The 22,839-nt window shown below is 68.4% G+C and carries 23 protein-coding genes and 1 tRNA gene; 17 read left to right on the top strand and 7 right to left on the bottom strand.

Annotation, left to right across the window (positions count from 1 at the left end; all coding sequences use genetic code 11):
- Positions 1-117 precede the first annotated feature (117 nt).
- Positions 118-321: a dihydrofolate reductase family protein gene (locus ACQU6B_RS07305; protein WP_430866887.1), complete on the bottom strand. Its 204-nt coding sequence runs from the start codon at positions 319-321 to the stop codon at positions 118-120.
- Between the two features lie 94 nt (positions 322-415).
- Positions 416-856: a VOC family protein gene (locus tag ACQU6B_RS07300; protein ID WP_430866886.1), complete on the bottom strand. Its 441-nt coding sequence runs from the start codon at positions 854-856 to the stop codon at positions 416-418.
- A 71-nt stretch (positions 857-927) separates the two neighbouring features.
- Here ACQU6B_RS07300 and ACQU6B_RS07295 point away from each other — a divergent pair, with 71 nt between their 5' ends.
- A complete protein-coding gene (locus ACQU6B_RS07295; RefSeq protein WP_430866885.1) occupies positions 928-1,176 on the top strand; it encodes a type II toxin-antitoxin system Phd/YefM family antitoxin in 249 nt (82 codons plus the stop codon).
- A complete protein-coding gene (locus tag ACQU6B_RS07290) occupies positions 1,173-1,433 on the top strand; it encodes a type II toxin-antitoxin system RelE family toxin (protein WP_430866884.1) in 261 nt (86 codons plus the stop codon). Before ACQU6B_RS07295 ends, ACQU6B_RS07290 begins: the two co-directional genes overlap by 4 nt.
- 53 nt (positions 1,434-1,486) lie before the next feature.
- Here the strand turns inward: ACQU6B_RS07290 and ACQU6B_RS07285 are convergent, their stop codons facing one another.
- The gene (locus ACQU6B_RS07285) at positions 1,487-2,143 is read right to left on the bottom strand and encodes a hypothetical protein (protein WP_430866883.1); all 657 of its coding nucleotides are present in this window, start codon (positions 2,141-2,143) and stop codon (positions 1,487-1,489) included.
- Between the two features lie 698 nt (positions 2,144-2,841).
- Between ACQU6B_RS07285 and ACQU6B_RS07280 the strand changes: the two genes are divergently transcribed.
- From ACQU6B_RS07280 to ACQU6B_RS07255, 6 genes are all read left to right on the top strand, one after another.
- Positions 2,842-3,531, top strand: a complete 690-nt coding sequence (locus tag ACQU6B_RS07280; protein ID WP_430866882.1) for a hypothetical protein — start codon at positions 2,842-2,844, stop codon at positions 3,529-3,531.
- Positions 3,528-5,234, top strand: coding sequence for a DNA polymerase Y family protein (locus tag ACQU6B_RS07275; protein WP_430866881.1), 1,707 nt, complete (start codon positions 3,528-3,530; stop codon positions 5,232-5,234). The genes ACQU6B_RS07280 and ACQU6B_RS07275 overlap by 4 nt, the downstream gene beginning before the upstream one ends.
- Positions 5,227-8,709: an error-prone DNA polymerase gene (locus tag ACQU6B_RS07270; RefSeq protein WP_430866880.1), complete on the top strand. Its 3,483-nt coding sequence runs from the start codon at positions 5,227-5,229 to the stop codon at positions 8,707-8,709. The genes ACQU6B_RS07275 and ACQU6B_RS07270 overlap by 8 nt, the downstream gene beginning before the upstream one ends.
- 80 nt (positions 8,710-8,789) lie before the next feature.
- Positions 8,790-8,873: transfer RNA gene (locus tag ACQU6B_RS07265), tRNA-Leu, on the top strand.
- A 265-nt stretch (positions 8,874-9,138) separates the two neighbouring features.
- Positions 9,139-9,285, top strand: coding sequence for a GPGG-motif small membrane protein (locus ACQU6B_RS07260; RefSeq protein ID WP_430866879.1), 147 nt, complete (start codon positions 9,139-9,141; stop codon positions 9,283-9,285).
- 87 nt (positions 9,286-9,372) lie between these two features.
- Positions 9,373-10,674: a M20/M25/M40 family metallo-hydrolase gene (locus tag ACQU6B_RS07255; protein ID WP_430866878.1), complete on the top strand. Its 1,302-nt coding sequence runs from the start codon at positions 9,373-9,375 to the stop codon at positions 10,672-10,674.
- A gap of 53 nt (positions 10,675-10,727) precedes the next feature.
- On the opposite strand, the gene ACQU6B_RS07250 is transcribed toward ACQU6B_RS07255, so the two are convergent.
- Positions 10,728-10,985, bottom strand: a complete 258-nt coding sequence (locus ACQU6B_RS07250; RefSeq protein ID WP_430866877.1) for a DUF5703 family protein — start codon at positions 10,983-10,985, stop codon at positions 10,728-10,730.
- A 42-nt stretch (positions 10,986-11,027) separates the two neighbouring features.
- On the opposite strand from ACQU6B_RS07250, the gene ACQU6B_RS07245 reads away from it, so the two are divergent.
- Positions 11,028-11,372 carry a primosomal protein gene (locus ACQU6B_RS07245; protein WP_430866876.1) on the top strand — a complete coding sequence of 115 codons (345 nt, stop codon included), beginning with the start codon at positions 11,028-11,030 and terminating at the stop codon, positions 11,370-11,372.
- Positions 11,373-11,436: 64 nt separating this feature from the next.
- On the opposite strand, the gene ACQU6B_RS07240 is transcribed toward ACQU6B_RS07245, so the two are convergent.
- Positions 11,437-12,399 carry an aldo/keto reductase gene (locus ACQU6B_RS07240; protein WP_430866875.1) on the bottom strand — a complete coding sequence of 321 codons (963 nt, stop codon included), beginning with the start codon at positions 12,397-12,399 and terminating at the stop codon, positions 11,437-11,439.
- A 65-nt stretch (positions 12,400-12,464) separates the two neighbouring features.
- On the opposite strand from ACQU6B_RS07240, the gene ACQU6B_RS07235 reads away from it, so the two are divergent.
- A complete protein-coding gene (locus tag ACQU6B_RS07235) occupies positions 12,465-13,325 on the top strand; it encodes an undecaprenyl-diphosphate phosphatase (protein WP_430866874.1) in 861 nt (286 codons plus the stop codon).
- A 47-nt stretch (positions 13,326-13,372) separates the two neighbouring features.
- On the opposite strand, the gene ACQU6B_RS07230 is transcribed toward ACQU6B_RS07235, so the two are convergent.
- Positions 13,373-14,236: a PAC2 family protein gene (locus ACQU6B_RS07230; protein ID WP_430866873.1), complete on the bottom strand. Its 864-nt coding sequence runs from the start codon at positions 14,234-14,236 to the stop codon at positions 13,373-13,375.
- Between the two features lie 24 nt (positions 14,237-14,260).
- Here ACQU6B_RS07230 and ACQU6B_RS07225 point away from each other — a divergent pair, with 24 nt between their 5' ends.
- The gene (locus ACQU6B_RS07225) at positions 14,261-14,998 is read left to right on the top strand and encodes an HAD family hydrolase (protein WP_430866872.1); all 738 of its coding nucleotides are present in this window, start codon (positions 14,261-14,263) and stop codon (positions 14,996-14,998) included.
- A gap of 24 nt (positions 14,999-15,022) precedes the next feature.
- Here ACQU6B_RS07225 and ACQU6B_RS07220 read toward each other — a convergent pair whose 3' ends face one another.
- Positions 15,023-15,916: a RecB family exonuclease gene (locus ACQU6B_RS07220; RefSeq protein ID WP_430866871.1), complete on the bottom strand. Its 894-nt coding sequence runs from the start codon at positions 15,914-15,916 to the stop codon at positions 15,023-15,025.
- Positions 15,917-16,057: 141 nt separating this feature from the next.
- Between ACQU6B_RS07220 and ACQU6B_RS07215 the strand changes: the two genes are divergently transcribed.
- Genes ACQU6B_RS07215 through pafA form a run of 6 tightly spaced genes read left to right on the top strand, consistent with a single transcriptional unit; the run spans position 16,058 to position 22,821 of the window.
- Positions 16,058-17,167, top strand: coding sequence for a site-2 protease family protein (locus ACQU6B_RS07215; RefSeq protein ID WP_430866870.1), 1,110 nt, complete (start codon positions 16,058-16,060; stop codon positions 17,165-17,167).
- Between the two features lie 19 nt (positions 17,168-17,186).
- Positions 17,187-18,236: a tRNA (adenine-N1)-methyltransferase gene (locus tag ACQU6B_RS07210; RefSeq protein WP_430866869.1), complete on the top strand. Its 1,050-nt coding sequence runs from the start codon at positions 17,187-17,189 to the stop codon at positions 18,234-18,236.
- A complete protein-coding gene (gene arc / locus ACQU6B_RS07205) occupies positions 18,236-19,645 on the top strand; it encodes a proteasome ATPase (protein ID WP_430866868.1) in 1,410 nt (469 codons plus the stop codon). Before ACQU6B_RS07210 ends, arc begins: the two co-directional genes overlap by 1 nt.
- A 3-nt stretch (positions 19,646-19,648) precedes the next feature.
- Positions 19,649-21,172 carry a depupylase/deamidase Dop gene (gene dop, locus ACQU6B_RS07200; RefSeq protein WP_430866867.1) on the top strand — a complete coding sequence of 508 codons (1,524 nt, stop codon included), beginning with the start codon at positions 19,649-19,651 and terminating at the stop codon, positions 21,170-21,172.
- Between the two features lie 10 nt (positions 21,173-21,182).
- Positions 21,183-21,371 (top strand): ubiquitin-like protein Pup, encoded by a 189-nt coding sequence (locus tag ACQU6B_RS07195; protein WP_430866866.1) that lies wholly within the window; start codon positions 21,183-21,185, stop codon positions 21,369-21,371.
- Between the two features lie 25 nt (positions 21,372-21,396).
- Complete coding sequence (pafA, locus tag ACQU6B_RS07190) at positions 21,397-22,821, top strand: Pup--protein ligase (protein ID WP_430866865.1); 1,425 nt, start codon at positions 21,397-21,399, stop codon at positions 22,819-22,821.
- The last annotated feature ends 18 nt before the right edge of the window (positions 22,822-22,839 follow it).

The following is a 22,839-nucleotide window of genomic DNA, read 5'->3' as shown; positions in this document are numbered from 1 at the left end:
ACGATGCTTGGGGCGAGTTGCTTTGGGGGCGCACTGGCAAACGCTTACATCGCCGGGCGGATCCATACGAGGGAAGGCTGTGCGGAGGGATTGGGGTAGTGAGGGGCGCGAAGAGCCTCAGGTGCGTCGGAATGTGACGTGGAGGATGCCGCTCTCCGCGACCTCGGAGTGGACGGCGCAGCGGGACCCCAGCTCTCGGAGGTCGTCCCAGAGGCGAATGCCGCGGCCCAACAGAATGGGCGCGATGCCGACGTGAAGTTGGGCGACGAGTCTGGCCTTGAGGAAGTCGCGTACGACCGTTGCGCCACCGCCGATTCTCACGTCCTTGCCGCCAGCCGCGTCGCGTGCCGTGGCGAGCGCATCGGTTGGGGGGTGGCTTACCCGTCGAGCGAGATGTTCAGGTCGACACGGACGGTCATGGCGACTCCTGCAGTTTCTCGGCAAGCATCACGATAATGCCGCTGGGGCCGCGGATGTAGGTGAGTTTGTAGACGTCCTCGTAGGTCGCCACTCCGCGAAGGGGGTAGCAGTTGTGCTTGGCGGCGATCTCTAGTGCGTCGTCAAGGCTGTCGACGGAGAAGGCGACGCGGTGCATGCCGATCTCGTTGGGGCGAGTGGGTTCCGTCTCGATTGCCTCCGGGTGGATGTATTCGAAGAACTCGAGTACGCCGTGTCCGTCCGGGGTCTGCAGCATCGCGATGCGGGAGTGATTGCCGTCGAGCCCGACTGCGGTGTCGGCCCACTCCCCGCTGACCGTGTCGCGGCCCACCACGGTGAGCCCGAGGTCGGTAAAGAACGCGATCGTGGCGTCGAGGTCGCGGACCGCGATGCCCACGTTTTCCAGTTTGATGCCCATATTTTGCATGTTACCGAACAGGGTGACTGCTTGCTATGTACAAATGAATCTCGTAAATGTACATTTGATTCATGTCGAACCTGAGCATCGCAGAAGCACGCAAGAACTTCTCCGAAGTCATCTCCCGCGCCAAGGATGAGGCTGTATTCATCGAGCGCCGGGGAAAGCGCGCCGCGGTAGTCGTCAGCCCCGAACAGTACGAGCAGATGATGGAAGCGCTCGAAGACGCGGAAGATGCCGCAGCATTCGACGATGCGATGGCTGAAGAGGGCACAAACATTCCTTGGTCGCAGGTCAAGGCGGACCTGGGCTGGGTGTGAAGTACCGTATCGAGTTGCGGCCTGCCGCCGCTCGCGCGCTGAAGCGCATCGATCATCAGGACCAGGCACGCATCAGGGGCGCGATCGCGCTGCTTGGCGAGGACCCGAGACCGCCCGGAGCCAAGGCGCTCCAGGGCCGACCTGGGCTGAGGGTGCGTGTGGGCAGCTATCGCATCATCTACTCAATTCACGATGACGTCCTGCTTGTCGTCGTTGTTTCGCTCGGGCACAGAAGTGACGTCTACGAGCGAAGGTAGAACCGCGGATCCTGCCTTGTGACTGCGATCCGCGCGCACTCGCCAGGCGTCCTCTAACTCCTCCGCCACTGGGTAGCGCCGTCGTCGCGCATCCAGGTGGTGCGGGTGGCTGGTTCTGACGACACGTCGGTCAACCAGTAAGTCTCGTCGGGGTTCCATCCGGCGATAACGCTGGCGCTTGTGCCATCGACGTCGATGGAGATTCCTGCTAAGGACAGATAGGCGGCGACGGACAAGTGCACAGCATCGAAGTCGGGGGAGACTCGCGCCCAGTTGGGGATGACCCATCGGCCATCGCGGCCGGTCGTCCGGTACCAGTCGTGGCGTCGCGACGCGGTGACGTCCAGTGGATACTCCCTGCAGAGTTTGGCCCACGAATCTGCGGTGGTGATCTCGTAAACCCGAGGCGCGTTTTCGTGATCCACCAGCTCGCTGTAGGCCTCATCCCAGCCAAGCCCGTCCTCGACCAGCCAAAGCCCTGCCGGTCCGAGTCCGTGAAGGTCCCGCGACGACGTGGTGAGAGCCCATGCGGGTTTGGACCACCAGTCGCCACTCCAGTTGGCGGCAGGATCCACGGGACGCTCCCTTATCGCTATGCGCTCGTTCTCGACCTCGTGTTTTTGCCAAAGGCGGAGGGCTTCGTCGGCGGGTGGTCTCGAGGGGGCTTCACGGTCGTCCTTGAACTGAACGTTCCATTGCTCGGAATTCATTGGATGGCTCCACCATGAGATCGACGGCGAAGCGACAATGTGTGTCGCAACCCGCTCCAACGCGAGCCTCATCCCAGGGGACCGGAGCAGTTCGTCGGTTCCGTCGGGCTCCTGCCAGTAGCGCGCACTTTCGACCGTTGCGGTCAGCGACGGGAGGGCTGTGGCGTCATTGACTATGTCTAACGGAATGTCGTCCAGGGCGGCGGAGATATCAGCAACGCTCGGGTCGGGAAGGGGTTCTTGGGCTCCCGGGCCGAACATCGTCCCCGCCTGGCCCCGCGCCAATTCCAGACGATGAGTCGAATAGAAAAGCAGCTCCCAAAGTGCGGTGCGTTCGGGGGTGTCCCCGCCACTGTGGGACAAGGCGAACTCCAAGCACAAGCGGCGACCCCGTGGACCAGAGAGCAGGGTTTCCACGTCAAGTGTCATCGCCCCAGTCTAAAGCGGAGGTGGCCCGCAGGTCGGGGCTCGGGTCGTGGTTGCGGTACTGCGTGGGCGGCGCGCGGCGATTGCGGTTCGCCTAGCCAGGGAATGATCGTTCTGCGCAGTTGAAACATGCGCTCCCCTTCTCTGCGAGGCACTCTCTCTGCTCGGTTGACAGTGCGCCGATGTCGGCGTTCAATGCGATAATCGAACAAGTGTTCGAATGGTGTCGTCGTTGAGATGGCGCCGTCGCAGGTGAGGCGAGGTGAGGCGTGATGAGTGGAGACAGCACCGAGACGCGCCTTGCTCGAGCGCGAGCCGCGCTGGGGGCCGTCCACCAGAAGGTGGGCGTGGAACGGGTTCCCGACGAGGCGCCCGCTTTGCCGCTGGCCGAGGCGCTCGGGGCGCTCCTTCCCCAGGGGTTGCGGCGCGGCCAGGTGGTGAGCGTCGAGGGTGCGACTTCGCTGATGCTCGCGCTGGGCGCGGCCGCATCGGCTGCCGGGTCGTGGACCGCGATCGTGGGCCTGCCCAGGGTGGGCGTGGTGGCGGCCGCGCGGCGGGGGATAGAGCTGTCGCGCCTCGCGCTCATGCCACACCCGGGGGTTCAGGCCGCGCAGGTGGTCGGTGCCTGCGTGGACGGCATGGACGTGGTCATGCTCGGGCCCCGACTGGCGCTGTCGCACGCGGACCGGCGCAGGCTCGCCTCGCGGGCACGGGAGCGCGGCAGCGTAGTGATTGTGGCGGAGCAGTGGGACGGGGCGAACGTTTCCCTGACAGTGGAGGGCAGTCACTGGCGCGGCCTCGGCTCGGGGGACGGGCGCCTGCGCGAACGCGAGATGACCGTGATAGTGGCGGGGCGCTCGCAGGGCTCGGGGCGTCGAGTGAACGTGACCCTCGACGTCGACCCGGGCGTCGCGTGGGCCCGTCCCGGTGCGCGGACCGTCATTGACGAGGAGGTCGCATGAGTACCCGTGCGGGCATCCCGCGCGGGGTGGGTCAGGGAACTGTCTCCACGGTGAGGCGCGCGGTCCTGTGGGTGCCGGACTGGCCGGTGGCCGCGGCGATGACCGCCGCGGGACTGGGGTCGGAGGTGCCGGCCGCCGTCCTGCACGGGCGCGGCATGGTCGCGGTCTCCGCCGCCGCACGCGCGGCCGGGGTCAAGCGCGGCATGCGTAAGCGACTCGCCCAGCGGGCCTGCCCCGAACTGGAGATCCTGCCGTACGACGAGGGCCGGGACTCGCGCGAGTTCGAGGCGGTCGCCGCCGCAGCCGAGCGAGTGGTGGCCGGTGTTGAGGTCTCGCGACCCGGCCTGCTGATGATTCCGGCCGATGGCGCCGCGCGCTTTCACGGCTCGGAGGAGGTGCTGGCGGAGGCCCTCGTAAGCTCCGTCGCCGACTACGCCGGGTACGAGTGTTCCGTGGGGGCCGCGGACGGGCTGCTTGCCGCCATCGTCGCCGCACGCAACTCGGTATTGGTGCCGGTGGGTGGATCCGCCGACTACCTTTCATCTTTGCCGATCGACACGCTGGCGCTCGCGGCCATGGAGCGACAGCACAGGGAGGCGGTCGAGGACCTCGCCAGCGTGCTGACCCGGCTAGGGCTGCATTCGCTGCACGACTTCACCGCGCTACCCAGTGCGGACGTGCTGGCGCGGTTCGGCCCGGCGGGCATGTGGGCGTACCGGATAGGCCGCGGCGAGGACGTGCGTCCGCCGGTGCTGCGCCGCAGCGAGGACGACATCGCGGTGGAGTACGTCTTCGAGGAGCCCGCGCAGCGAGTGGAGCAGCTCGCCCTGGTCGCCGCGCACGTGGCTGGTCAGCTGGATGAGGCGCTGCTGGAGGCCGGGGTGAGGTGCGGCCGGGTATGCATCGCGGCCCGGACCGAGCGCGGTGACTCGCTGGAGCGGGTGTGGCGCACGGACGTGGGCAGCCGGTCGGGGGCCTTCTCCAAGCACATGGCCGACCGCGTGCGCTGGCAACTCGAGGGGTGGCTGTCCGGCACCTCGCAGGGACCCGAGCCCGCGCCGCTGGTCTCGCTGACGGTGACGGCGCAGGACGTGATCACCCTTGGTAGTGAGCAGGCTTACTTGTGGGGTGGGGTGTCGGGCGCCGATGCCCGTGCCCACCGCACGCTCGAGAGGATTCAGGGGCTCATCGGCGCGGAGGGAGTGCTGTCCGTGCGCGAGCAGGGCGGGCGTGACCCGCGGGACCGGGTCCTCTCTCTGCCGTGGGGGCAGGAGTCCGCGCCCAGTCGACGAATCGAACACCCGTGGCCGGGGCGCATCCCCGACCCCGCGCCCGCCACGGTGCTGGTGACGTCGCAGCCGCTCGCACTGCTGGACGCCGGCGGTCAGCCCGTGACGGTAGATCGCAGGCTGGGCATGAGCGCGCCGCCCACGTGGGTGCGCCTGCCGGTCGACCCCAAGGACGAGCGAATGGCCACCGCCCGCAGGCATCCGTCATCGGGGCACGTCGGAGACAACGGCGAGCCGTCGTGGGGGCTGCCCCAACCCATCGAGGCCTGGGCCGGGCCGTGGCCGGTAGTGGAGAGATGGTGGGCGCCTGACTCCACGCGCGGCGCGTACGTGCAGATCGCGGTGCGTGAGGGGCCGGCCGTGCTGGCGTCCTTCTCCGGCGGCGTCTGGGCATTGGAGGCGGTCTATGACTGACCTGGCCGATTATGCGGAACTGCACGCTCATAGCGCCTTCAGCTTCCTGGACGGGGCGAGCCAGCCTGAGGAGATGGTCGCGGAGGCGGGGCGGCTGGGACTCAGCGCGATGGCGCTCACGGATCACGACGGGCTCTACGGCGCAGTGCGGTTCGCGAACGCCGCCCGAGCCATCGGCATGCCGACGGTGTTTGGCGCGGAACTGCACCTGCCCGTGGCCGACGGCCGCGGGGGAGTCCCCGTGTTGGACGCACCCACCGGCAAGCCAGACCCGCGCTCGAGTCACCTGGTGGTGCTCGCGCGCGGGCCGGCCGGCTACGCGCGCCTCAGCCACGCCATCGGCATGGCTCACCTTGCCACCGCCGAGAAGGGGCTGGCCAGGTACACGCTCGAGTCGCTCGCGGAGACTGGGGCGGGGGAGTTCCTGGTGCTGACCGGCTGCCGCAAGGGCAACGTGCGGCGCGCGCTGGCGGGAGTGGGAGTACCGGGCGCCTCGGGCGCGCTGGGCGGGGGCGTCTCCGCGCAGGGCTTCGCCGCGGCGCGCATCGAGGTGGACAACCTCGCGGCGCTCTTTGGCCACGACAACGTCGCCGTGGAGATCACCGACAACGGCGACCCGCTGGACTCCGAGCGCAACGACGCCCTGAGCGACCTGGCTTTCGACGCCGGCCTGCCGCTGGTGGCGACCACGAACGCGCACTACGCGAACCCGCGGGGGGCGCAGCTGGCGAGCGCGCTGTCCGCGGTCCGGGCGCGCTCGTCGCTCGACGACATGGACGGCTGGTTGCCGTCGTCCTCGGGGCTGCACCTGCGCAGCGGCGCGGAGATGATGTACCGACACCGGCGCGCCCCGCAGGCGGTGACCACGGCCGCGCGCCTGGCGGCCGAGTGCGCGTTCGACCTCAAGCTGGTGGCCCCCAAGCTGCCGCCGTACCCGGTGCCGGACGGACACACGGAGGCGTCGTGGCTGCGCGAACTGGTCACCCGCGGCGCGCACGCCCGCTACGGGCCAAAGGGCGACGAGCGGGTGCCCGGCGCGTGGAAGCAGCTCGAGCACGAGCTCAACGTGATCGAGGCGCTCGACTTCCCCGGCTACTTCCTGATAGTCCACGACATCGTCAACTTCTGCCGCGAGTCGGACATCCTGTGTCAGGGGCGCGGGTCCGCGGCCAACAGCGCGGTTTGCTACGCGCTGGGAGTGACCGCAGTGGACGCCGTGACGCACGGGCTGCTGTTCGAGAGGTTCTTGGCGCCCGAGCGCGACGGGCCGCCGGACATCGACGTGGACATCGAGTCGGACCGGCGCGAGGAGGTCATCCAGTACGTGTTCCGGCGCTTTGGGCGCATCAACGCGGCGATGGTCGCCAACGTGATCCAGTACCGTCCGCGCTCCGCGGTGCGCGACGCAGCCAAGGCGCTGGGCTACGACGTGGGCCAGCAGGACGCGTGGTCCAAGAGCATCGACCGCTGGGGCGACCTGCGCGTCTCGCCCGAGAAGCAGGAGCAGCAGGCGACGGTGACCCGGGACTCGGTGTGGCCGGAGCCGGTCGCCGATGCGCGCGTGCGCTCGCGCCCCGAGGCGGCGGCCCCGAGCCCGGCCTGGCCGGACCTCAATATGGACGACCAGTCCCCGAACAAGAACCCCCCGCAGGACCTCGACCACATCCCCGACCCGGTGCTGGACCTCGCGCAGCAGTTCATGCGACTGCCGCGCCACCTGGGGATTCACCCGGGCGGCATGGTGCTGTGCGACCGCCCGGTGATCGACGTGTGCCCGGTGGAGTGGGCGCGCATGCCCGGGCGCACCGTGCTGCAGTGGGACAAGGACGACTGCGCGGACGCCGGCCTGGTCAAGTTCGACCTGCTGGGGCTGGGCATGCTGTCCGCCCTCAGGTACGCGTTCGAGTTCATTCGCGAGCACGGCGGACCCGAGTTGGGCCTCCACTCCCTCCCGCAGGAGGACCCGGGGGTGTACGACCTGCTGTGCGCCGCGGACACCGTGGGGGTGTTCCAGGTGGAGTCGCGCGCGCAGATGGCGACGCTGCCGCGCCTGCGGCCGCGTCGCTTCTACGACATCGTGATCGAGGTCGCGCTGATTCGCCCCGGACCCATCCAGGGCGGATCGGTGCATCCGTACATCAACCGGGCCCGGGGCCGCGAGGAGGTCACCTACCTGCACCCGCTGCTCAAGCCCTCGCTGGAGAAGACGTTGGGCATCCCGCTGTTCCAGGAGCAGCTGATGCAGATGGCCATGGACGCCGCTGGGTTCGACGGCTCGCTCGCGGACCAGCTGCGCCGCGCGATGGGCTCCAAGCGCAGCCCCGAGCGCATGGAGGCGCTGCGGGCCAAGTTCATGGTGGGCGCGAACGGACGCGGGATCTCCGCCGACGTGGCGGTGCAGATCTTCGACAAGCTCAAGGCGTTCAGCGACTTTGGGTTCCCGGAGTCGCACTCGTACTCGTTCGCATACCTGGTCTACGCCTCCAGTTGGCTCAAGGTGCATCAGCCGGCCGCGTTCTACGCTGGGCTGCTCGCGGCGCAGCCGATGGGTTTCTACTCGCCGCAGTCGTTGGCCGCCGATGCGCGCCGCCACGGGCAGACCGTGCTGCGCCCGTGCGTGAGCCGTTCGCACGTCCTGGCGAGGGTCGAGCGGCTGGCGAGTGGAGCATCGGCGCCCAGCGAGCGTCGCGAGGACCTGGCGGCGCTGTCGCACGTGGACCCGACTTTGGCGGTGCGCATGGGGCTGGCCTCCGTGCGCGGAATAGGAGCCGATGCGGCGCAGGCGATCGTCGACGCGCGAGTGGATGGGCCCTTTGAGTCGCTGACGGACATGGCGCGGCGCGTGCGCGTGCGACCCAAGGGCGTTAAGGGTGACGCGGGCATTGTCCCCGCCAAGGGGCTGTCGACAGCGCAGTGGGAGGCACTGGCGACGGGCGGGGCGCTAGAGACGCTCGGCGTGAGCCGCCGGGAGGGGCTGTGGGCCGCGGGTGCGCTGTCTCGCGAGGGTCCGGACACGCTGCCGGACGTGACAACAGGAGTGGCGGCACCAATGCTGCCCGGGATGAGTGAGGTGGAGGAAGCTGTGGCTGACGTATGGGCATCGGGAGTATCGACGGAGAGTTACCCCACCGTCTTTGTGCGGGACGGGCTGGAGAGGAACGGGGTGCTGACGGTGGATCAGGTGCTGCACCACGATGCGGAGCGGCGCATCTCCGTGGCGGGAGTAGTGACGCACCGTCAGCGGCCGGGAACCGCGAAGGGGGTGACCTTCATCTCCCTCGAGGACGAGACGGGCTTCCTCAACGTGATCTGCTCGGTGGGGGTGTGGAAGAGGTTCCAAGCCGTCGCTCGGCGCTCGCCGGCCCTCGTGATCCGCGGCCGCATCGAGAGGGCCGACGGCGCCACCAACCTGGTCGCCGAGCACCTGGCGCCGCTGAGTCTCAAGGTTCCCGCTAAGAGCCGTGACTTTAGGTGAAAGTGGTTCATTGCACGACCATTTGCCGTGCTACGATTACGGTCGCATTGAGGCGCTGGAGACAGCATCTCGATCACCCTGTCCGGGTGGCGGAATTGGCAGACGCGCTAGCTTGAGGTGCTAGTGCCCGCAAGGGCGTGGGGGTTCAAGTCCCCCCTCGGACACACAGTGAAGGGCCGGAGCGAAAGCTCCGGTCCTTTTGTCGTTTCCGGGGCAAGATACCCCCGCCAGGCTGCGCGAGAGTCACCGCCTCATCCGGGCAGAGGTGCACTCTAGGCGCACGCCATGAGGCGGCCACCAACGCCTCCCAACCAGCGGAAACCCCTGGTCAAGTGCCGGTAAATTTTTGGAAGTCGGGAATTATCTTAAAAACGCGACGGTTGACCTAGGCGTCCGAGCATTACTACCACGAACTAAAAGGGGGCTCCCATGTGGGACTTTATTCTCTGGATCGCAGCAGTCATTCTCGTAGTACTTGGAATTATCCGGATAGTCAGGAAGGACATCCTCTGGGGTGTCGTCCTGATCGTGATCGGACTGCTGGTTGGACCTGGTGGCGTTAGCCTCCTGACGTAGCGTCCGCGTTAATAGTGCTTAGAGGAAGGACCCGAGCCCGCGTGGCTCGGGTCCTTCCTCGTTTCCGCACGGCGCTAGCCTGGAGGCATGACTGCTTCGCGCGACGTCGTTCGCATTTGCCAAGACCTGATCCGCATCGACACGTCGAATTACGGTGATGCGCCCGGACCGGGGGAGCGCGCCGCCGCCGACTACGTCGCGGCATACCTCACGGACCTCGGCTTGGAGCCGACCATCCGCGAGTCCGAGCCCGGGCGCGCGTCGTTGACGTGCCTGTGGGAGGGATCCGACCGCACGCGCCCGCCGCTGGTGGTCCACGGCCACCTGGACGTGGTGCCGGCGTTCGCTGACGACTGGTCCGTTGACCCGTTTGGCGCGGAAATCAAGGACGGCATGGTGTGGGGCCGAGGCGCGGTCGACATGAAGAACATGGACGCCATGATCCTGGCCTCCGTGGCGAGCATGATCGATGCCGGAGTAAAGCCTCCCCGCGACATCGTCATCGCGTTCTTCGCGGACGAGGAGCACGGCGGCGCTCGTGGAGCCAAGTGGATGGTGGAGAACCACCCCGAGGACTTCCGCGGCGCGACCGAGGCCATCAGCGAGGTGGGCGGCTTCTCCACGTACGTGAACGGACGCCGCGCCTACCTGGTTCAGACCGCTGAGAAGGGCATCCAGTGGCTGCGCCTGGTCGCGGACGGTCAGCAGGGCCACGGCAGCCTCATCCACGAGGACAACGCCGTCACTCACCTCGCGGGGGCCTTGGCGCGCATTGGGCAGTACGAGTGGCCGCTGGAGATGTCGCCCACCGTCGAGCAGTTGCTGCGCGGGATCGCGGACCTGACCGACGTCGAGTTCGAGCCCACGGAGGAGTGCGTCGCGAAGCTGATCGACGGGCTCGGCGCGAACGCGCGCATGATCGCCGCGACCGTGCGCAACACCTCGAACCCCACCATGATGGACGCGGGCTACAAGACCAACGTGATCCCAGACACCGCCACTGGCTTCGTCGACACCCGCTACCTGCCGGGACAACAGGAGACGGTGCTGCGCAAGATTGAGGAACTCGCCGGCAGCCACGTGAAGGTAGAGAATTACATCACGGAGCGCTCGCTCGAGGTCCCGTTCGACGTGCCGCTGGTGGACAAGATGATCGCCGCGCTCGGTGCCGAGGACCCAGACGCTCCGGTCCTGCCGTACGCGCTCATGGGCGGCACGGACAACAAGCACCTCGCCTCCATCGGCATCGCCGGCTACGGCTTCGCGCCTCTCCAGCTGCCCGAGGACCTCGACTTCCCGTCGCTGTTCCACGGCATCGACGAGCGCATCCCGGTGGAGAGCCTGCACTTTGGCGAGCGCGTGCTCACCGCGTTCCTCAAGGACTGCTGACCAGAAGGACTGCTGACCAGCCCCACGGGGTACTCGGCGGCGGGCGAGGGGGGCTAGGCCGCGTCGGTGCGCTGCAGGCGCATGACCCGGCGGCGCAGCCAAACCCGCCTGGCGCCGCCGGTGTAGATGACCGACCGCGCTAGCTCCCACTGGCCGTACTCGGCATGCTCGGTGAGCAGCCCATGCGCGTCGGAGCGAGACATGTCGCTGGCGATGTCCACCACGCGCCATTCGAAATGGCGACGCGGGGTGGGCTGCTTGCGTCGCGGGGACACGACGTGAGCGTCTGCACGGGGTAAGAATTCATTCATGATCGCTCCCATTTAATCGTTGGCGCGGGTACCGTCGTAACTATGAGCACACAACCACGCGAGGCCCTCCAACTCCTAGTCTCCGCATTGGAGACGCACCTGGAGGCCGTCGCGTCTAGACGGAGCGCGACCGATGCGGCCGTCGACGACGCGTACGACGCCGTCGCGGAGACCTTCGAGACGTACGAGGAGGCGCTCGACGTGGAGTTCGGCGAAGCCGTGCCACTGGTCCTCGAGGACGATGAGGAGTACGACGAGGACGAACACGCCGATGAGGACGAGGACAGCGAGGGCGACGAGGTTCTCGACGACGAGGAAATCGATCCCCATGCCGAGGAAGACGAGGACGACATGGATGACGACCTCGACGACTTCGACCTCAGGTAACGCTCGCAGGAGAGATTCACAGACATCCGTCACCTCCTATTCCTCGCACCGGTGAGGTGCGACGTCAGCGTCGTTCGGGGTATCCCAATTCGGGTGCCGTGACCTCGTCGAGCACGTCGAGGATCGCGGCGGGCACGGGAGTCTGGGTAGCCCGCAAGGACAGTTCGAGTTGCTCGGCGGTACGCGCCCCCACCACGGCACTGGCGATGTGTGGCTGCGCGAGCACCCACCCCAGCGCCAGTTCCTGCGCGGTGGAGCCGAGTCCCTCCGCGGCGGTGGACAGCGCCTCGACAATCGCGGACGCACGCTCGTTCATGTAGGGGTCGAGGAAGCCGGCCAGGTGCTCGGACGCCGCACGGGAGTCCGCGGGGATGGACGAACGATACTTACCGGTCAGCACGCCTCGGCCCAGCGGCGACCACGCCAGAATCCCCATGCCAAGTTCCGCGGCCGCGGGCACCACCTCGCGCTCGATGCCGCGCTGCACCAGCGAGTACTCCATCTGAGTCGCGGCCAGGCTGGGGCGAGTGCTTGCAAGGGTGCCGATGCGCGCGGTCGCCCAGCCGGGGAAGTTGGATACCCCGACGTAGCGGGCGCGCCCCGAGTTGACCGCGATCTCGAGCGCGTGCAGCGTCTCGTCGAGCGAGGTGCGCGGGTCGTAGGCGTGGACGAGCCAGAGGTCCACGTGATCCGTATTCATGCGCGCGAGCGACTCGTCGAGCGTGGTCAGCATGGTGTCGCGCGACGCGTCGACCATTCCGCCGGTGGCGGTGCGGCGAATCCCCGCCTTGGTGCAGATCTGCACATCCGAGCGAGAGACGGTGCCGCCCAGAAGGGTGCCGATGAGCGCCTCGGAGCCGCCCTCCGCGTAGGAGGCCGCGGTGTCGAGAAGCGTGCCGCCGGCGTCGAGGAAGGCGTCGAGCTGCCCGCCGGCCTCGTCCGCGTTGGTGTCGCGGCTCCAGTTCATCGTCCCGAGCGCGAGTTCCGATACTTCAAGGCCGCTGGCTCCGACTCGATTGCGCTGCATGACAGCGAACTTACCGCGAGCGTGGCGGCGGCTGGGGGCGGCGCGCGGGCAGTAACCTTGCGCTTATGAATTGGTGGGAATCGATTGTCCTCGGCATCGTCCAGGGTCTGACGGAGTTCTTGCCGATCTCCTCGAGCGCGCACATTCGGGCGATCGGACCGCTGCTTCCCAGCGGAGGCGATCCCGGCGCCGCGTTCACCGCCATCATCCAGATCGGCACCGAGGCCGCGGTGCTGCTGTACTTCCGCAAGGACATCGTCCGGATCATCGGCGCGTGGTGGTTGGCGCTTCGCGGCGGGCAGGGCGCCGACAGGCGCTCCCGATTCGGGGCGCACAGCCCCGATGCCCGCCTGGGCTGGTTCGTGATTCTGGGCTCGTTCCCGATTGTGGTCCTGGGGCTGCTGTTCCAAGACGCGATCGAGACCAGCCTGCGCAACCTGTACCTCACGTCGATCACCCTCGCGCTGTTCGCGGTGGTCCTGGGGTGGGCGGACCGCGTGGGTGCGAAGAAGCGAGACCTCAATGAGCTGCGCGGCAAGGACGCCTGGCTGCTGGGACTCGCTCAGGCGGCCGCGCTGATCCCCGGCGTCTCCCGCTCGGGCGGCACCATCTCCATGGGCCTGTTCCTAGGACTGACGCGCGAGGCCGCGGCGCGGTACTCGTTCCTGCTCGCGATCCCCGCGGTACTCGGTTCCGGGTTCTTCCAGGCGGCGACCAACTATCAGGAGATCACCGCGCCCGGGGGCGTGGGATGGATCAACACCATCCTGGCCGCGCTCGTGGCGTTCGCCGTGGGCTACGTGGTGATCGTCTGGTTCCTCAAGATCATCACGAACTACTCGTTCATGCCGTTCGTGTACTACCGCATCGGCTTCGCCGCGGTGATCGTGGCGCTGGTCGCGACGGGGACGATAGCGGCCTCTTAGGAGGAACACACAAGCCCCGCGCCCTGAATTGAGGGCGGGGGGTCGCGCTACTTCCCGGCGCCGCCGTCGCGGCGACGCAGGAACTGCTCGAACTCGGCGGCGATCGCCTCGCCGGAGGCCTCCGGCAGGTTGGTCTCGTCCATGAGCTCTTCGAGCTGCTTGACGTGGTCGCCGATCTCCTCGTCGTCTTCGGCGAGTTCGTCCGCCCCGCGCTGCCAGGCCTCGGCCTCATAGGGCAGGTCGGCAAGGTCGATCGGGGTGCTGAGGAACTGCTCGATCTGTCCCAGCAACGCCATGGTGCCCTTGGGGCTGGGAGGGTGACCGACGTAGTGGGGGATGCCCACCCAGACCGACAACACCCGGATGCCGCGCAGGCTGGCCTCGTGGCCCAGGACGCCCAGGATCCCCGTGGGGCCGTCGTAGTCGGAGCGCTCGAGGTCGAACTTCTTGCGGGTATCGGCGTCCTCGCTGGTGACGAACGTGGGCAGCGGGCGGGTGTGAGGGGCGTCCACCAGCAGCGCCCCGGCGGTGATAAGGGTGGTGACGCCGAGCTGCTGCGCGCTGTCCAGAATCTCCGCTGCGAACTGCCGCCAGCGCATCGACGGCTCGATGCCGCGCACCAGGGCGATGGTGCGGCGAGTGTCCAGCGGGTCGTTCACGGTGGAGACGATGGTGCCTGGCCAGGACACAAAACGGTCCCCGGTTGGCAGGCGCGAGATGGTCGGGCGATTGACCTGGAAGTCGTGGTATTCCTCGGAGTCGAGCGTCTTGTGCTCGGTGGCGCTCCAGGTCTTGACCAGGTGGTCGAGCGCCGCGGAGGCGGCGGATCCGGCATCGTTCCAGCCCTCGAACGCCGCGATCATGATGGACTCGCGGGGATCGAGTGCAGGGGGGTCAATCTCGCTGCTCATGCGCCCAGCCTAGACTGAACTCCTATGACGACTGACTTCACTGACGCCTCGCCCACAGACTCCACCTACCCCGATGCCCGCCGCGCCGACCTTCCCGCGGCCGTGCTGTGGGACCTCGACGGCACCCTGATCGACTCGGAACCGTATTGGATCGCGGCGGAGACGGAACTCGCCCTCAAATTCGGCGTGACGTGGACGCACGAGGACGGGCTGACGCTTGTCGGCAAGCCACTGCCCGCCTCGGCAGCGCTGTTGCGCGGACGCGGTGTGGACATGGACGTCACCGACATCGTCGACTTCCTGATCGCCCGGGTGGCCGAGCAGGTGCGCCGCCACGTCCCGTGGCAGAGCGACGCCCGGCTGCTGCTGGAACAGACGCTGGCCGCCGGCATCCCTTGCGCGCTCGTGACGATGTCCTACGCCGTTCTCGCCGAGGCCGCGACGCAGAGCGTGCCCGACGCGTTCTCGGTGGTGGTCTCCGGCGACGAGGTGACCAACGGCAAGCCGCACCCCGAGTCGTACCTGCTGGCTGCCCAGCGGCTAGGTGTCGACATCGAGGACTGCGTCGCGATCGAGGACTCGCCGTCGGGCATCGGCGCGGCGTACGCGTCGGGAGCGCGCACGATCGCGGTCAAGCGGCTGACGCCGGTGGAGCCTCTTCCCGGGCTCACTCGGGTCACCAGCCTTGACCGGCTGGGAATCGACGGGCTCCGCGACGTCGCGGCCGGCACCGTCATCGACGAGCTCGGCTCGGGCGTCTAGCGAAACAGGGCGCGCGAATCAGCCCTACGCGACGCTGATGCCTAGCGAACGCTCCATCGCGACGGTGTCCAGCGGCGGGGTCACGCCGCCAAACTCGGGGCACTGGTCCTGGAAGTTGCACCAGCCGCACAGCTTGGACTTGCGGGGGCGGAAGTTGCCGGACTCCGCTGCGGCGCGGATGTCGTTCCACAGCTCGCGAATCTCGAACTCCACCTTCTCCAGGTCGCCGGCGTCCGGGCGCAGCTCGATGGTTCCGCCGTCGCGCAGGAACAGCAGCTGCAGCAGCGCCGGGCGGGTGCCGCGCAGGCGCTCCACCAGCAGCGCGTAGAAGCGCATCTGGAACTGCACCTTGGCCGAGTACTGCGGCAGCGGCTTCTTGCCGGTCTTGTAGTCGATCAGGCGGATGGAGCCGTCGGGGGCCACGTCGACGCGGTCGATGATCCCGCGCAGCAGCGGACCGTCCTCGAGCTGAAACTCGACGAACTCCTCCCGGGCCTGCGGCTCGAGGCGCTGAGGATTCTCCATCTGGAAGTACGTGCCGAGCCGGCCCACGCCGTCGGCGAGCCACGCCTGGACCGCGGCATCGTCCGCGTGGAGGTCCGCAAGGTCGGGCTGCTTGGCGACCATGGCGTGCCATTGCGGCTCGACCATCGCTGCGGCGCTGTCCAGCGTGCGCTGGGCGGCGGGGAGGTCGTAGAGGTCCTCGAGGACCGAGTGCACCAGGGTGCCCAGCGTGGCCGCGGGGGAGGGCGGCTCCGGAATCTTGTCGATGAGTCGCAGCCGGAACATCAGCGGGCACTGGCGAAAGTCGCCGGCGCGCGAGGGGGACAGTGCCGGCTTGCGCGGGCCGGACCCGCGCGAGACGGGCGCGGATGCTGGCGTGGTGGTTTCGTCGGTCGGCAGTGGGGCGTCAGTCATCCCACCACAGTAGGGCGCGCGGCCGAATCGCGTTGAACCCCTTTGGGCGCTGGCGGAGACTAGTGCGACCGGCGTTTCGCCTGCCGCGTAGTGCACGGGTTAACGCGAGGCGTGGGCCCCGCGAGCATCTACGGTGGACTCATGGCAGATCACACCCCCCGCACCAAAGGATTCTCGTTCGGGCACGTGCTCGGCGCGCGCGTCGTCATCCAACCCTCGACGCTCCTGATGCTGGTGATCCTCGCGTTCCTGCTGAGCAACTCCGGCGGCTCGGTGACGCGCAGCGGCTTCACGATCGGCCTGATCCTGGCGGCCGCCCTGATCTTCTCGGTCTTCCTGCACGAGGTGGCGCACGCCGTCGCCGCGCGCGCCTTCGGCCGCAACGTGCACGAGATTGTCCTCACCCTGTGGGGCGGACACACCTCTTTCGACTCCCGCAACCTGACCCCCGTCGTCAACGGCGTGGTGTCGCTGGCCGGGCCCGCGGCGAACGTCGTGATCGCGGGAGTCGTCGCCGTCGCCCTCCAGTTCACGCAGCCCACCGGCGTGGTGGGCGCTGGGCTGTGGTGGATCGTGTGGGCCAACCTTCTGCTGGCCGCCTTCAACGCCCTACCCGGCATCCCGATGGACGGCGGGCGCGCGCTCGAGGCGCTCGTGTGGGGCGTCACCAAGGACCGGCACAGGGGCACCATCGCCGCGGCCTGGGCCGGTCGGGTGATCGCCGTCGGAGTCCTGGTGGCGTCGATCGGCCTTCCGTTCCTGCGCGGCAACACGCCAGATATGTTCGACGTGCTGTGGGGATTCATCATCTTCGGAGTACTGTGGCCCGCCGCATCGGCCGCCCTCAAGGGCTCCAAGGCCATGGCGCGGATCGACAGCATCGGCGCGCGCACCATCATGGTGAGCGCCGCCCCCATCGCCTTCGACGCCACCGTCCAGGACGCCAGCGAGCTCGCGGCCAGGACCGGCGCACAGGAGATCGTGGTGCTCGCGGGCGACAACACTCCTGCCGGGCACTTCCCGGTCAGCCTGATCGACGCCGTGCCCGTGTCGGAGCGGCAGCACACGCAGCTGCAGTCCGTCACGATGCCGCTGCCGCGAGGTGCGCAGATGAGCCCCGACCTGCGCGGCCAGGAGTTCGTCCAGTTCCTGCGCCAGTGGTGGGGACAGACCGAGGTGTGGGCCGTGGTGGAACACGGCCGCGTGATCGGCGTGGTGCGAGCAAACGACGCGCTCAAAGCGGTGCAGTAACGCCGCCTAGACTGGGCGGATGACTTCCTCAATCCCCACCCCCACGGGCGCAGACCAGCGCCGCGGCCCGCTGCGCGCCGGCGACCGCGTCCAGTTGACCGATGCGAAGGGTCGCCACCACACGATCACCCTCGTCCAGGGCAAGACCTTTCACACCCACCGCGGCCAGTTCACGCACGACGACCTGATCGGCCAGCCCGAGGGCACCGTGATTCGCAACACCGCCGGCGTCGACTACCTGGTGCTACGCCCGCTGCTCAGCGACCTGGTGCTGTCCATGCCGCGCGGGGCGGCCGTGATCTACCCCAAGGACGCCGGCCAGATCATCCAGATGGCGGACATCTTTCCGGGCGCTCGCGTCGTCGAGGCGGGCGTCGGTTCAGGCGCTCTGACCATGTCGCTGCTGCGCGCCGTTGGCGACGCCGGTGAACTGGTGTCGATCGAGCGCCGCGAGGACTTCGCGGACATCGCACGCGCCAACGTCGAGTCGCACTTTGGCGGCGACCACCCGGCGTGGCGCCTGGAGATTGGCGACTTCGCGGACCAGGTGGCGCTCGTCGCCGAGCCCGGCACCGTGGACCGCATCGTGCTCGACATGCTCGCCCCCTGGGAGAACATCGACGCGGCGGCCGATGCGCTGACGCCCGGCGGCGTCTTCCTCGCCTACGTCGCCACTGCCACGCAGATGTCGCGTCTCGCGGAGGACCTGCGCGAGCACGGCGGCTTCACGGAGCCCGTGGCGTGGGAGAACCTAGTGCGCACGTGGCACCTCGAGGGACTGTCGGTACGCCCGGATCACCGCATGATCGGCCACACCGGCTTCCTGCTCACTGCCCGTCGCATGGCCCCCGGCGTCGACGCGCCGCTGCGCCACCGCCGCCCCGCCAAGGGCGCCTACCCGGTCGAGTCGCAGTGGACCCCGGAGGACCTGGGCGAGCGCCCGGTCAGCGAGAAGAAGATTCGTAAGGTGCGTCGCGACGTCCTCGGGGTTCCGCCCGACACGAGCGGTGCAGGACCACGCAAGAATCCCGCCGCCGAGGCGACGGAGCCCACTGAGGAGGTTGGCTGATGGTGGCAGAGGGACAGGACCAGGCAGCGGCGCTCGAGCGCCAGAACCGCGAATTGCAGCGACTGCTGACCGTCGCACGCGACCAGCTAGGCGAGATGAAGGTCAAGCTCGCCGAGGCATCGGCCCCGCCGCAGAGCTTCGCGACGTTCGTGAAGTGGGCGGGGGAGTTCGCGGACATCGTCTCCAGCGGCCGCCGCATGCGCGTGACCGTGCTGCCTTCGCTGGGGCGCGAGCTCGAGCCGGGTGACGAGGTATTGCTGAACGCCATGATGGTGGTGGTCGGTACCGCGGAGCCCGAACGTGCTGGGCAGGCCGCGCTGGTGCGCGAAGTGATCGACGCCGACCGCGTGCTCGTGGTCTCGCGCGGCGAGGACGAGCGCGTGGTCATCATGATCGGCGGCGACGCCCACTCGCGCGTGTCCGAGGGTGACACTGTCATCATCGACCCGCGCACCGGCTTCGCGTCGGAGAAGGTGGACCGCAGCGGCGTCGAGGCGCTCATGCTCGAGGAGGTGCCCGACGTCGACTACCGCGCGATCGGTGGCCTCGCCCCGCAGATCGAGCGCATCCGCGACGCGATCGAGCTGCCCATCCGCCACCCCGAGCTGTACATCGAGCACGACCTGCGCCCGCCGCGGGGACTGCTGCTCTACGGCCCCCCCGGGTGCGGCAAGACGCTCATCGCCAAGGCGGTCGCGCACTCGCTGGGTGAGGCGGTGGGAGCGGATCGCTCGTACTTCCTGTCCGTCAAGGGCCCGGAGCTGCTGAACAAGTACGTGGGGGAAACGGAGCGCTACATTCGCACCATCTTCGAGCGCGCGCGCTCCAAGGCCTCCACCGGCGCCCCCGTCGTGGTCTTCTTCGACGAGATGGACGCGCTGTTCCGCTCGCGTGGCTCTGGCGTGAGCTCCGACATGGAGACCACCATCGTCCCCCAGCTCCTCACGGAGTTGGACGGCGTCGAGGGCTTAAGCAACGTCATCGTGATTGGCGCGTCCAACCGCGAGGACATGATCGACCCCGCCATCCTGCGACCGGGTCGCCTGGACGTGAAGATCGAGGTCTCCCGGCCCGGTCCCGCGTCCGCGTCCGACATCTTCAGCAAGTACCTGACCGCCTCGGTGCCGATGGCCCCGAGCGAGCTCGCCCAGCACGGGGACGATGCGGTGGGCACGGCCCGCGCGCTCACCGCCGTGGCGGTGGATACGCTGTTCGGCTACCCGGACACCCCGGAGTACGTCTCCGGCGCGCTGATCCGCAACATCGTCGACCGCGCCAAGACCGGCGCCATCAAGTCGCTGATCTCCGGGGGGGAGCGCGGCATCACCGCGACTCACCTGCGTGACGCGTGCGAGCAGGAACTGCTGGAGGCGCGCGCGGTCGCCGCCGGAACGCTCGGAGGCGAGTAGCCGATGCGCGTGATGGGGATCGAGACCGAGTACGGCATCACCGACCCGGACCGTCCCGGCGCCAACCCGATCCTGATGTCCTCGCGACTGGTGTCCGCCTGCCGCGAGTGGGCCGGGCAGTCGAACACGCGTTGGGACTACGGCGGGGAGGACCCCTTGCAGGATCAGCGCGGTATGCGGCGCTCGCGCAGGACCGCCACCGCCGACATGCTGACCGACGCGCCCGACTTCGACGAGGCCGCGCAGGCCGTGACGCTGCGCCGCCGGCGCGGCTCGTGGGAGGACCCCGCGCACCTCAACGCGGTGCTGTCCAACGGCGCCCGCTTCTACGTGGACCACGCGCACCCCGAGTACTCGGGGCCAGAGGTATCCAACGCCCGCGACGCGGTGCTGTGGGACCGGGCGGGCGACGCCATCGCGCTCGCGGCATCCGAGCAGTACGAGCGGACCGAGGGTGAGCGCGTCGCGCTATACAAGAACAACGTGGACGGCAAGGGAGCGAGCTACGGCACGCACGAGAACTTCCTGATCCGCCGCGACACCGACTTCGACGAAGTGATCAGTTACCTCACCGCGCACCTGGTGACACGCCAGATCTTCACGGGCGCGGGCCGCGTAGGACTCGGCCAGCGCGGTGAGAGCGCGGGCTTCCAGATCTCCCAGCGCGCCGACTACATGGAGGCGGAGGTGGGGCTCGAGACCACCCTGCGCCGTCCCATCATCAACACCCGCGACGAGCCCCACGCCGAGCGCAGCAAGTGGCGCCGGCTACACGTGATCATCGGCGACGCGAACTGCATGGACGTCCCGACCCTGCTCAAGATGGGCACCACCGCGCTAGTGCTGGCCGCGATCGAGGCGCAGGACGCGCGACTCGGGGCGTGCGAGCTGCGCGAGCCGGTTGGCGACGTCCAGACCGTGTCGCGCGACCTCACCCTGCGCGCGCCGCTATCCCTGGCATCGGGGGAGAAGGCTACGGCGCTGCAGATCCAGCGCGCCCTGCTGGAGGTGTGCCGCGACTACGTGGCAACCGCAGTCGACGCGTATGTGATCTCTCGCTGGGAGAGCGTCCTTGACCTGCTCGAGCGCGACCTTTTCGGGGCCGCTCGCGAGGTCGAGTGGGTCGCCAAGTTGCAGCTGCTTGGCCGCATGCGAACCAAGTACGCGACGCCCGACGCGGATGGTGTGTCGCGGGAGTTGCCGTGGGACGACGCGCGGCTGGCAGCCGCGGACGTGCAGTGGAGTCAGCTGGGAAGCGGGCTCGCGGCGCGACTCGAACGCGCCGGCGCGGTGGAGACCATCGTCAGCGCCGAAGACATGGCGGCGGCGATGAGGACCGCGCCGCGCGACACGCGGGCGCGGCTGCGGGGCGACATGGTGTCCGCCCGGCCCGATCTCCTGGACGCGGCCGGATGGTCCTCCGTGGTGCTCGACCGCGATACCGACCACGGCGACCTCGAGGTAGTCCACCTGGACGACCCGTTGGCGACCACGCACCCCCTCCTCGACCAGCTCATCGGGGGATAGACTCAGGGGCATGCCTCAGACTCACTCTTCCGGCCAGTCTCACGAAGACGACCTGCCCGACCTCCCCGACGCGCCGGCGGCGCCCACGCAGTCCGTGACGACGGACGCGCTCGACGACCTCCTGGACGAGATCGACGGCTCGCTGCAGGTCAACGCCGAGCAGTTCGTTCGCTCGTTCGTGCAAAAGGGCGGCGAGTAGCCGTCCCCGGCCACGCGCATCGGTCATGATTTCCACGGATATACCCACGCCCCTCGAGGTCGACCCCACCCGCAGGATCTTCGGCCTCGAGACCGAGTTCGGGCTGCACCTGGACACCGAGACGTCTCGCAGCGTCACGCCGGAGGAGGTCGCCGGGCACCTGTTCCACTCGGTCGTGAAGTGGGGGCGGTCGTCCAACGTCTTCCTGCCCAACGCGTCGCGGCTGTACATCGACGTCGGCGCTCACCCCGAGTACGCGACCTCCGAGTGCGACTCTTTGACTGACCTCATCGCCGCGGACAAGGCGGGCGAGCGCATCGTCCACAACCTGATCGCGGAGGGCGAGGAGCGGCTGCGCGCCGCGGGCATCGACGGCACCATCCACCTGTACAAGAACAACGTCGACTCGGCGGGCAACAGCTACGGGTGCCACGAGAACTACCTGGTGCGCAGGAGGCCCGACTTCAAGGCCTTCGCCTCGAACCTGCTTCCTTTCCTCATCTCGAGACAGATCGTGACCGGGGCGGGCTGCATCACACGCACCCCCGAGGGCGCGCACTACTCGTTCTCGCCGCGCGCGGACCACATGTGGGAGGGGATGAGCTCGGCCACCACCCGCTCGCGCCCCATGATCAACACCCGCGACGAGCCGCACGCGAACGCGGACCTGTACCGCCGGATGCACATCATCGTGGGCGACTCCACGATGTCGGAACCCACCGCGCTGCTCAAGGTGGGCGCGACGGACCTGGTGCTGCGGATCATGGAGGCGCGTGCCGACTTTCCGAAGGTCGCTTTGGTGCGCGAGATGCAGGCGATTCGCGACATCGCGCACGATCTGACCGGCACGGTGACGGTGGAGCTCACGGACGGAAGACACCTGACCGCCGTCGAGCTGCAGCAGGCGTACCTGGACGCCGTGCGCGGCCACGTCGGTGGAGTGATCGAGCCCACCGCTGAGGTCGAGTCGATCCTGGACCTGTGGCAGCGCGGCATCGACGCCGTCCGGACCCAGGACTTCTCCCTGGTGGAGACCGAGCTGGACTGGGCGATCAAGCACCGGGTGGTCATGCGCTATCAGCAAAAGCTGGAGTGCGAGCTGGACGACCCCCGACTAGCGCGGCTCGAGCTCGCATTCCACGACATCTCCCCGGAGCGCGGCCTGTTCTACCGACTGCAGCGTCAGGGCCTGGTGAGGCGAATCATCACCGACGAGCAGATCGAGCTGGCCATGACCCAGGCGCCGTCGACCACGCGCGCCCGGCTGCGCGGGCTCTTCGTCACGGCCGCCCTTGCCGCGGGCAGGGACTTCACCGTGGACTGGGTCCACCTGAAGATCACCGGTAATGATGGACGGACGGTTCTCCTTAAGGATCCCTTCAGGAACGAGGACGAGCGCGTAGACGTTCTCCTGGGGATGCTTGGCGCCTCCGCAGCGCCGGTAGAATAATCGTCTCATCCCCTGAAA

Origin of the sequence: Demequina aurantiaca (assembly GCF_050598105.1) — a bacterium.
GTDB lineage: Bacteria > Actinomycetota > Actinomycetes > Actinomycetales > Demequinaceae > Demequina > Demequina aurantiaca_A.
Note: the sequence above shows the minus strand (reverse complement) of the source record. Positions and strands in the feature narration are given on the sequence as shown.